Genomic DNA, 9,974 nt, shown 5'->3' on the forward strand with positions numbered 1-9,974 from the left:
GCTGCCTCATGATGTAAGTCAGCGCTTACACTGATGCAGCAAAGCCCTCGCCACCCGGCGACATGTCCGCCCCGCACACCGCCTGCGGAGAAGGCTTAACCTGCTCCGCGAGTCATCCTTTACGCATTGCGCCGACGTTCACCACCGTCAGCAATAACGCCTGCAACGCCTGCGCCACATCGTCAGTAAGCACTGACTCATCAGGATGATGGCTAATGCCGCCGCGACAGCGCACGAACAGCATGCCTACCGGCCAACGTTCGGCGATGGCAATGGCGTCGTGGCCTGCGCCGCTCGGCAGCGACAGCCCCGTTCCCTGCACCGCCGTCACGGCGTCAGATAACGTCGCCTGCAGCTCGGCGTCACAGCGCGTCGCGGGAATACGATAATACTCCTCCGCGCTGAACTGACATCCGCGCAGCATGGCGATCTCCTTCGCCGCCGCCAGCAACCGGGTCAGCAATGTCTCCAGCGCCGTATCTTCCGGACCCCGAATATCCAGCGTCAGCCGCACCTCGCCGGGAATAACGTTGGCCGCGCCCGGCAAACACTGCAACGTCCCTACGGTTGCCACCAAATGCGGATCGCTCGACTGCGTCAGCGCTTCCACCTGCGTCATCCAGACCGCCGCGGCCGCCAGCGCATCCTGTCGTTGCCCCATCGGCACCGTGCCTGCATGACCGGCATGACCGACAAACGTACAGTTCAAGCGCCGCGCGCCGTTGATCGCCGTCACCACACCCAGCGCCAGTCCCGCTTGCTCCAGACACGGCCCCTGTTCGATATGCAGCTCCAGATAGGCCAGAATATCGCTCGGCGACCGCGCCGCCTCTCCGATCGCATCGGCGGACAAACCGGCCTGCGTCAGCGCGTGCGACACGGAAACGCCATCGGCGTCCTGACATTCCAGCCACACTGCAGGCCAGGTGCCGGTCAGTCCGCGACTGCCCAGCAGCGTGATGCCGAAGCGCGTGCCCTCCTCGTCGCCGAACCCCACGATCTCCAACGCCACCGGCAGCCGAATTTGACGTTGATGCAGGTAGCGAACGGTCTCCAACGCGCAGAGCACGCCCAACATCCCGTCGTAACGACCGGCATTGCGCACCGTGTCTAAATGCGAACCGAGCAGCAGCGCCGGGGCATGGGCCGTTTCGCCCTCGTAGCGGCCGCAAATATTGCCCACGCTATCCTGCCAGACACGCATTCCCGCCGCCCGCATCCACTCGCCCACCACCTGGTTGGCGCGCAGATGCTCTTTCGACAGGTAGACCCGCGTGAGTTGGCCTGCGCCTTCCGAAATCTCCGCCAGCGCATCGCAGCGATCCATAACCTGCCGCGCGGCGTCGAGCGCCTCGGCAGCCGTCATCGCCACGTGACTCATGCGGACGCCTGCTGGCTGGCGTAGACATCCCATGCGGCCTGCAACGCCGCGCCCTGTACAGAGCGGAAGCCCAGACGGTTCAGTACCGCTTCCAGCGCGGTCAGCGTCTGCATGATGCAGTCTTTGCGCGCGTTGTAGCCCATCGTACCGATCCGCCAGATCTTGCCCTGCAACGGTCCAAAGGAGGTGCCGATCTCAATGGCGAAATCCTCCAGCAGCAGCTTACGCACGGCTTCACCGTGAATGCCCTCGGGGATCGTCACACCCAAAACGTTGTTCATGCGATGCGCCGGATCGCCGTAAGCTTTCAGTCCCATCCCTTCGATCCCGGCCAACAGCGCCTGACCGTGCAGCGCATGGCGAGCGATGCAGGTATCCAGCCCCTCTTCCAGAATAATGCGAGCGCACTCGCGGGCGGCGAACAGCATACTGGTCGCTTCGGTGTGGTGGTTTAACCGCTCCGGCCCCCAGTAGTCCATGATCATGCCCAGATCGAAGTAGTTGGAGTACACCATCTCCTCATCGCCATCTTGATGATCGTCGGTGCGGATCCCCTGCTCCACGCACTTGCGCTGGCGGATCGCCGCTTCCATGCGCTCGCTGATCGTCACCGGCGAACTGCCGGACGGACCGCCAAGGCACTTTTGAAGTCCGGCGGATACGCCATCCAGACCCCAGGCATCGGTCTCCAGCGGGTTACCGCCGAATGACGCGGTGGCGTCGGTGTAAAACAGCACGCCATGACGTCGGCAGATGTCGCCAAGTTCGTCCAGCGGCTGGAGCATCGTCGTCGAGGTGTCTCCCTGCACGGTCAACAGCAGACGCGGTTTGACCCGCTTCACGGCCTCTTCGATGCGGTCAGGCGTGAATACTTCGCCCCACGGCGCTTCAATCGTATGCACCTCGGCGCGGCAGCGACGGGCAATCTCACACAGCAGATGACCAAAGCGACCAAACACCGGAACCAGCACGCGATCGCCGGGGCGGATCGCAGAAACCAAAACGGCTTCGATCCCGGAACGCGACGTGCCGTCCACCAGCATCGTCCAGCGGTTTTCGGTACGAAACAGCTGCCGGTATAGCGCCATGACCTGATTCATGTAGCCGGTCATCACCGGATCGTACTGGCCAATCAACTGACTGGACATCGCCCGGAGCACGCGCGGATCGGCGTTAATCGGGCCCGGCCCCATCAGCAGACGATGAGGCGGATTAATTTGGGCGAACAGTTCGCTTTGCATAGTGGTTAACTCCTGATGTCCTTAATTCATGGTGTGCGTTGACGCGCCGGACGGAGAACAACGTACCGGCTGCGCCGCGCGTCAGGCTTCGGTCAGCCCGCGCACGGAGGCAATAAACTGTTTCAGTTCCGGGGTCTGCGGCTGGGCGAACAGGCGGGACCCTTCGCCCTGTTCCCACACTTTGCCCTGATGCATAAACACCACGCGGTCGCCGACTTCGCGGGCGAAGTTCATTTCGTGGGTGACCAGAATCAGCGTCATGCCCTCCGCCGCCAGCTGTTCCAGCACTTTGAGCACTTCGCCCACCAGCTCCGGGTCTAACGCCGAGGTGATTTCATCGCACAACAGCACCTTCGGATTCATCGCCAGCGCGCGGGCGATGGCGACGCGCTGCTGCTGGCCGCCGGACAGATTGGCGGGATAGTAGTTTCGCCGTTCGCCCAGTCCGACTTTATCCAGCATCTGCTCGCCCAGACTGCGGCACTCCGCCGCGCTTTTGCCCAGCACCAACCGGGGCGCCAGCATCACGTTTTCCAACGCGGTCATGTGCGGGAACAGATTGAAATTTTGGAAAATCATGCCGACGGAACGGCTGATTTCACGCGCCTGAGACTCGCGGTCGGTAATCGTCATTCCGCCCAGCTTGATGCTGCCTTCCTGATAACCTTCCAGACCGTTGACGCAGCGCAGCAGCGTACTTTTTCCCGAGCCGCTGCGCCCGATGATGGAGATCACTTCGCCCATCTCGACGTCCAGGTCCACGCCCTTTAACACGTGGTTTTGACCGTAAAACTTATGAACCTGATTAATGGTGATGAGCGGCATTGAATTTCTTCTCCAGATAGCGGCTGTAGTAAGACAGCGGGTAGCACAGCAGGAAGTAGCCGAGCGCCACCAGCCCAAACACCTTGAAGGGCTGATAGGTGACGTTGTTCAGCATGGTTCCGGCCTTGGTCAGCTCGACAAAGCCGATGATGGACGCCAGCGCCGTGCCCTTGATCACCTGCACCGAAAAGCCGACCGTCGGGGCAATGGCGATGCGCATCGCCTGCGGCGCGACGACCCGGCTCAAGGTTTGCCAAAAGCTCAGTCCCAGACAGCGCGAGGCTTCCCACTGGCCGCGCGGCAGCGCCAGTACGCTGCCGTGCCAGATATCCACCAGAAACGCGCTGGTGAACAGCGTCAGCGCCAGCGCGGCGGCCACCCACGGACTAACGTCAATGCCGAACAGACCCAGACCAAAGAAGGCGAGGAACAGCTGCATCAGCAGCGGCGTGCCTTGAAACAGATTGGCGTAAGCGCGGGTCAACCGCAGCGGCCAGGGACGGCGGGTCAGACGCAGCAGCAACAGCGGTAACGTCACCAGCGCCCCACCGAAGAACGCGGTCAGCGACAGCAACACCGTCCAGCGCCCCGCCAGCAGCAGGTTGCGCACTATATCCCAGTCGGTAAAGTTCATCATGCGCCCTGCGTTCCCAGAAAACGTCGCCCTAACATCATCAGCAGTTGACGCATCAGCAGCGACAACGCCAGATACAGGAGCGTAGTGACCAGATACACCTCAAAGCTTAAGAAGGTGCGAGATTGGATGAGGTTGGCGGCGAACGTCAGCTCTTCGTACGACACCTGCGACACCACCGAGGAGCCGAGCATCACGATGATGCACTGACTGACCAACGCCGGATAAATCCGTTGCAGCGCAGGCGGCAAAATCACCCGCAGAAACGTCTGCGTGCGCGTCAATCCCAGCACCCGGCAGGCTTCCCACTGCCCTTTCGGCGTCACCTGAATGCCCGCGCGGATGATCTCGGTGCTGTAGGCCCCGAGATTCACCAGCATGGCGATCAGCGCCGCCTCGCCTGCGGTTAATTTCAGCCCCAACCCCGGCAGGCCGAACACGATAAAGAACAGCTGCACCACGAACGGCGTATTGCGAATCGCTTCGACGTAAACGCCCCACAGCCCGCTCAACACGTTCGGCTTGCCGCTGCGCAACGCGGCGCCGCAGATGCCGATGGCGATGCCGCCGACCGTGGCGAGCACCGTCAGTTGCACGGTGACCCACAGACCGGCCAGCATGTCCGGCCAGTAAGGCCACAGCGAGGCGAAATCAAGCTGATAGGTCATGCGTTACCCTCACGCGCCCAGATTGGCGGGCAGCGGCGCCTTCAGCCACTTCTGCGACAGGCCATTCAGCGTATTGTCTTTTACCGCCTTTTCGATCAGCGCATTGACCTTCTCTTTCAAGGCGGGTTCGTCTTTTTTCAGGCCGATAAAGCACGGCGAATCTTTCAGCATGAATTTCGCCACCGGCGCTTTCGTCGGATTCTGCGCAGCGATGGCCGCGACCACCAGGTTGCCGGTCGCAATGTACTGCACCTGTCCGGACAGATAAGCCGACAGCGTGGTGTTATTGTCTTCGTAGCGTTTCAGCTGCGCCTCTTTCGGCGCGAGGTCGGTCAGCACCATATCTTCCACCGCGCCGCGAGTGACGCCCACGCTTTTGCCCGCCAGCGCCTGAGGATTGCTCAGGTCGCCGTCTTTCGGTCCGAACACGCCCAGGAAGAACGGCGCGTAGGCACGGCTAAAGTCGATCACCTTTTCGCGCTCGGCGTTTTTACCCAGGCTGGAGATCACCAGATCTACCTTATTGGTTTGCAGATAAGGCACGCGGTTGGCGCTGCTCACGGGCACCAACTGCAACTTTAGTTTCATCTCGCTGGCCAGATAGCGCGCCATGTCGATATCGTAGCCCTGCGGCTGAAGGTCCGTGCCGACTGAGCCAAACGGCGGGAAGTCCTGCGGCACGGCGACGCGCAGTACGCCTCGTTTTTCAATGTCTTGCAGCTGGTCAGCCAGGGCATGGCCGGCCTGTACGAAAAACAGTGCCGCGCTGATCACGGCCAAGAAACCTTTTCGGATATTCATCGCTCTGCTCCTGGTTCGCCAATTTGAAACAAAAGATTCTTAATAAATGATAGTGAAACTATCGTTACAAATCAGTGAGCAAAATATATGCCAATAATGAGATGATGAAACCGGGGGAACTTGCGTCAGAAAAAAGCGCGGGCAATCCTTGAGATAAGCCTTTTCTCAGATGAAGCGGAGAAAATCATCGCGCAGAACGGCAAGTATTAAACGGAGACGGGGCCTCGACATGATGCACCAATGAGGAGCAATAGCACTATTGTGGTGCTGAAGACCGGCACATCGCTGAGCGCTACCGGCATTGATTCGGCATGTGTTCACAAGCGCCCGCCACGCTCTTCAAGGTAAACGGCAATCGCCCATATCGACGACGTTCAGGCCGATGACGTCTGGGATTCGGGTTCGTGAGATAAACCGATAATTCTGATGTGGCAAGGGCAGACGCGCGAGATCACCCGGTGAATTGGAGGCCGCGAAAGCCGAAAGCGAGAAATACCCACGCTCGGATTCGGCAAACTCGGGCAGGACGGGCGAACCGGCCGTGTTTCCCCGCAAGGGCTAAGCTTCGCCTAGCGTTGCTCCAACTCATCCAGCTGTTGATACAGATCGGCAATATGATGAATACGCTGACGCCCGTCCTGCAACATTTCATGCAACAGCGCGTTGCTTAGCAGATTGACCAATCCCATCGCAGAGGCGTAGCTGTCAAAGGCGGATACGCTGTCCAGCGGCGCGCTTAGCGTCCAGGTCGCCAACGGTTGCAGACTGTGGGCCTGCGGCTCGCACAGCAACAACACCGGCACCTGTTTTTCCTGTAATTGGCGAAGCAGAGACGGGATCAGGCGTGGACGGCGGCGGAACGCGGCCACGATCACGACATCCTGTGGACTCAGATCGGCCAGCTCTTCCGCCAGCGTCTGACCCGGCTGGGCTAAAAGACAGACCTGCGGCCTTACCTGCAACAGCTGCTGGCGTAGATGCAGCGCCACCGGATAACTGTTGCGCAGCCCGATCAGGCAGACGCGCTGAGCCTGCTGCAGCGCGGCGATGACCGCGCCGAACTGCACCGGATCGATCTGATTAACCCACTGGGTCAGGTTCGCCATTTCCTGCTTATAGTGGCGCGCCAGCAGGGTATTTCCCTGCACCGCATCGCGGTTGTCGGCCAGCGGCATACCGCTTTGGCGCAGCGTGCGCAGCTCATCGCGCATTTCCCGGTAGCTGGGGTAGCCGAGGCGACGAAACAACCGGCTGACGGTCGCCTTGGAGACGCCGCACAGGCGCGACAGCTCCGCGCTGTTGTAGCTGATCAGGTCGTCGAGGTGATCGAAAATAAACTCCGCGACCCGCCGCTCCTGAGGGGAGAGCGCATTAAAGTGGCTGCGTAGCCGTTCATCAATCTGCTTCATGCCTGCCTCTGTAACTTTCGTTTCAGCCATTCACGGTATCGCTGCACCTTAGCACACCTCTCAGCGAGAACGGCAAGAGGAAAAATAGTGGAATGCTTCTTGCTTTTGTTAGTTATCGATTGTCCGTGGGCATCCCTCACCGCGCGATGTCTGGCCTTGGATTGATGACTCGCCAGCGTTGGCCGCCGGAGTCTTGCCCCCTAGCGTTGGGAATCTTTTATATGATGCACAGTAATATTGCGCCTGCCGGTATGGCGGTGACGCCTCATCACCTCGCCAGCGCCTCCGCGCAGGCGGTGCTGCGGGAGGGCGGAAATGCGATCGAAGCGATGGTCGCCGCCGCCTCCACCATCGCCGTCGTCTATCCGCACATGAACAGTCTGGGCGGAGACGGTTTCTGGCTTATCGTGCCGCCGCAGGGCGACCCCATTGCCATCGACGCCAGCGGACCGGCTGGCTCGCTGGCCAACCGCGCAATGTATGACGGAATGGCGCGCATTCCTCATCGCGGTCCCAACGCCGCCATCACCGTGGCGGGCACCGTCGGCGGATGGCAGGAAGCGTTGCGCTACGCCGCCGAGCTGGGCGGGAAATCGCTGCCGCTGAAGCGGCTGCTGGCCGATGCGATCCGCTACGCCGAACACGGTATTCCCGTCACGCCCTCGCAGTCGGACGCGCTCACGCAGCACTTTGAGGCTCTCAGCGCCCACGCCGAATTTCGCCGCGTCTTCTTGCCGGACGGCACGCCCCCTTCCCCCGGGAGCCGCTTCACTCAGCCCGATCTCGCCCGCACGCTAACGCAGCTGGCGCAAGACGGTCTGGACAGTTTTTATCGCGGCCCGCTGGCCGATACCTTAGCGGCGGCGATGACCCAGGTCGGGATGCCGGTGACCCGAGACGATCTGGCCAACTATCGCGCCAAACGCGTCACGCCCCTGAGGCTGGCCCACAGTCAGGGCGAGATCTTCAATCTGGCGCCGCCGACGCAGGGGCTGGTGTCATTGGCGATCCTCGGGATCGCCGACCGCCTCGATATGGCCGATCTCAACGATGCGCAAACAATCCATCGCGTCGTCGAAGCCACCAAGCTCGCGTTCGAACTGCGCGATGCCTTCATCACCGATCCCAGACTCGTCACGCAAGATATCCCCGCGCTGCTCAGCGCCGATGCGCTGGAAGCATTGAGCGCCCGCGTGAATACCGATGCCGCCGCGCCGTGGGGAGAAGGTAAAGGCCCCGGCGATACCGTCTGGATGGGCGTATGCGACGGCAACGGCCTGTCGGTTTCCTTTATTCAAAGCATCTATCACGAATTCGGCAGCGGCGTCGTACTGCCCGAGACCGGCATCGTCTGGCAGAACCGGGGAGCCTCGTTCAGCCTCGATCCGCACCATCTATTGGCGCTGGAACCGGGCAAACAGCCGTTTCACACCCTGAATCCCGCCGCCGCACGGCTGTCCGACGGGCGGACGATGGTCTACGGATCGATGGGCGGAGACGGCCAGCCGCAAACTCAGGCGGCGCTGTTTATCCGCCATATCGTGCAGGGACTGCCGCTCCAGCAGGCCATCGCCGCGCCCCGCTGGTTGCTGGGGCGCACCTGGGGACAAACCTCCGATAGCCTGAAACTGGAGGACCGCTTCACGGCCGCCACCGTCGACACGCTACGCGGGCTGGGCCACGAGGTGGAGATGCTACCCGACTTCAGCGAGAGCGTCGGACACGCAGGCGCCATCGTGCGCCATACTAACGGTATGCTCGAAGGGGCGTTCGACCCGCGCAGCAACGGCAGCGCCCTCGGCTTTTAAATCAATAAGACCGCGACCAAGAGAATCACAGAGGGAAACATGAGCGAGATAAAACTTGATGACGCCGCGCTGGCCGACTATCTGCGGCAGATGGAAACGTTGCTGGCGCTGGAGTTAGATCCGGCCCGCCGCCAGGAATTGCAGCGACAGTTCAGCCGCATCGCCGAGATGGCGCAGCCGCTGATGGCCTTTCCACTGGACGAACGTCAGGAAGTCGCGGGGGTCTATCAGCTATGAGTACGATGCGTCACCCCGGCAGCTATTCCATTGATGAACTTCAGGCGCTGCAAGAGAGCGGCGAACTGTCCGCGCAAGACATCGCTCAGCAGACGCTGGCGCACATTGCGCAGCGTAATCCCCAGCTCAACGCCTATACCCGCGTCACCGAGACGCGCATGCTGGAAGAGGCCGCGCAGCTCGATCGACAACGCCGCGACGGCTGCGCGCTGCCCGTGCTGACCGGCGTGCCGTATGCGGTCAAAAATCTGTTCGATGTGGCAGGAGAAACCACGCTGGCGGGAGCCCAACTGTTTAGCCAGCGCGCCCCTGCCGCGCATGACGCCTACGCCGTCTGTCGACTGAGCGCTCAAGGCGCGCTGCTGTCGGGGATGTTGAATATGGACGCCTACGCCTACGGCTTTACGACGGAGAACACCCACTATGGCGCAACCCGCAACCCGCATGACCTGACGCGGATTGCGGGCGGCTCTTCCGGCGGTTCCGCTGCGGCGGTCGCGGCCGGGCTGGTGACCTTCGCGCTCGGCAGCGACACCAACGGCTCCATTCGCGTCCCTTCGTCTCTGTGCGGCATTTTCGGCCTCAAACCCACCTTTGGCCGCCTGTCCCGCCGCGGCACGCAGCCTTTCGTCGCCAGCCTCGATCACATCGGCCCGATGGCGCGCAACACGGAGGATCTGGCTCAGGTCTTCGACCTGCTGCAAGGCATCGATGCCCACGATCGTTTTCAGACGCCGCATTCGTCATTGGACTGCTCGGCCACGCTGAATGATGATACGCCACCGCTGCGCACCAAGATTCTGGCGGGTTATTTCGCCGACTGGTGCGACGAACACGCTAAAACCGCCGTACTGCGGGTCGCGCGCGCGCTGGGAGCCAATGAGAATGTGTTGATCGACGATGCCGCGCTGGCCCGCACGGCCGCCTTCCTCATCTCCGCCAGCGAAGGCGGTAATCAATACCTGCCCGC

At 61.6% G+C, this 9,974-nt stretch carries 10 protein-coding genes; 3 read left to right on the forward strand and 7 right to left on the reverse strand.

Going from position 1 to position 9,974, the window contains the following annotated elements:
• Window positions 1-112 precede the first annotated feature (112 nt).
• The 7 genes from hpxK to Q7O77_RS01940 all read right to left on the reverse strand — a co-directional run bounded on the left by hpxK (window position 113) and on the right by Q7O77_RS01940 (window position 6,959).
• A complete protein-coding gene (gene hpxK, locus Q7O77_RS01910) occupies window positions 113-1,381 on the reverse strand; it encodes an allantoate amidohydrolase (RefSeq protein WP_304163048.1) in 1,269 nt (422 codons plus the stop codon).
• A complete protein-coding gene (locus tag Q7O77_RS01915) occupies window positions 1,378-2,622 on the reverse strand; it encodes an alanine--glyoxylate aminotransferase family protein (RefSeq protein WP_304163049.1) in 1,245 nt (414 codons plus the stop codon). The genes hpxK and Q7O77_RS01915 overlap by 4 nt, the downstream gene beginning before the upstream one ends.
• A gap of 81 nt (window positions 2,623-2,703) precedes the next feature.
• Window positions 2,704-3,447, reverse strand: a complete 744-nt coding sequence (locus Q7O77_RS01920) for an amino acid ABC transporter ATP-binding protein (protein WP_304163050.1) — start codon at window positions 3,445-3,447, stop codon at window positions 2,704-2,706.
• Window positions 3,428-4,081 (reverse strand): amino acid ABC transporter permease, encoded by a 654-nt coding sequence (locus tag Q7O77_RS01925; protein ID WP_304163060.1) that lies wholly within the window; start codon window positions 4,079-4,081, stop codon window positions 3,428-3,430. Before Q7O77_RS01925 ends, Q7O77_RS01920 begins: the two co-directional genes overlap by 20 nt.
• Complete coding sequence (locus Q7O77_RS01930) at window positions 4,081-4,749, reverse strand: amino acid ABC transporter permease (RefSeq protein ID WP_304163052.1); 669 nt, start codon at window positions 4,747-4,749, stop codon at window positions 4,081-4,083. Before Q7O77_RS01930 ends, Q7O77_RS01925 begins: the two co-directional genes overlap by 1 nt.
• Window positions 4,750-4,758: 9 nt before the next feature.
• Window positions 4,759-5,544, reverse strand: coding sequence for a transporter substrate-binding domain-containing protein (locus Q7O77_RS01935; protein ID WP_304163062.1), 786 nt, complete (start codon window positions 5,542-5,544; stop codon window positions 4,759-4,761).
• 575 nt (window positions 5,545-6,119) lie between these two features.
• Window positions 6,120-6,959 (reverse strand): MurR/RpiR family transcriptional regulator, encoded by an 840-nt coding sequence (locus Q7O77_RS01940; RefSeq protein WP_304163054.1) that lies wholly within the window; start codon window positions 6,957-6,959, stop codon window positions 6,120-6,122.
• A 221-nt stretch (window positions 6,960-7,180) separates the two neighbouring features.
• Here Q7O77_RS01940 and Q7O77_RS01945 point away from each other — a divergent pair, with 221 nt between their 5' ends.
• The 3 genes from Q7O77_RS01945 to Q7O77_RS01955 all read left to right on the forward strand — a co-directional run.
• Window positions 7,181-8,767 (forward strand): gamma-glutamyltransferase family protein, encoded by a 1,587-nt coding sequence (locus Q7O77_RS01945; RefSeq protein ID WP_304163056.1) that lies wholly within the window; start codon window positions 7,181-7,183, stop codon window positions 8,765-8,767.
• Window positions 8,768-8,806: 39 nt separating this feature from the next.
• Complete coding sequence (gene hpxX, locus Q7O77_RS01950) at window positions 8,807-9,004, forward strand: oxalurate catabolism protein HpxX (protein ID WP_304163058.1); 198 nt, start codon at window positions 8,807-8,809, stop codon at window positions 9,002-9,004.
• A gap of 5 nt (window positions 9,005-9,009) precedes the next feature.
• Window positions 9,010-9,974, forward strand: a 965-nt coding sequence (locus tag Q7O77_RS01955) for an AtzE family amidohydrolase (RefSeq protein WP_304163064.1), incomplete at its 3' end; no start/stop codon positions are given.

The organism is Lonsdalea britannica, from assembly GCF_946477055.1.
GTDB classification, from domain to species: Bacteria; Pseudomonadota; Gammaproteobacteria; order Enterobacterales; family Enterobacteriaceae; genus Lonsdalea; species Lonsdalea britannica_A.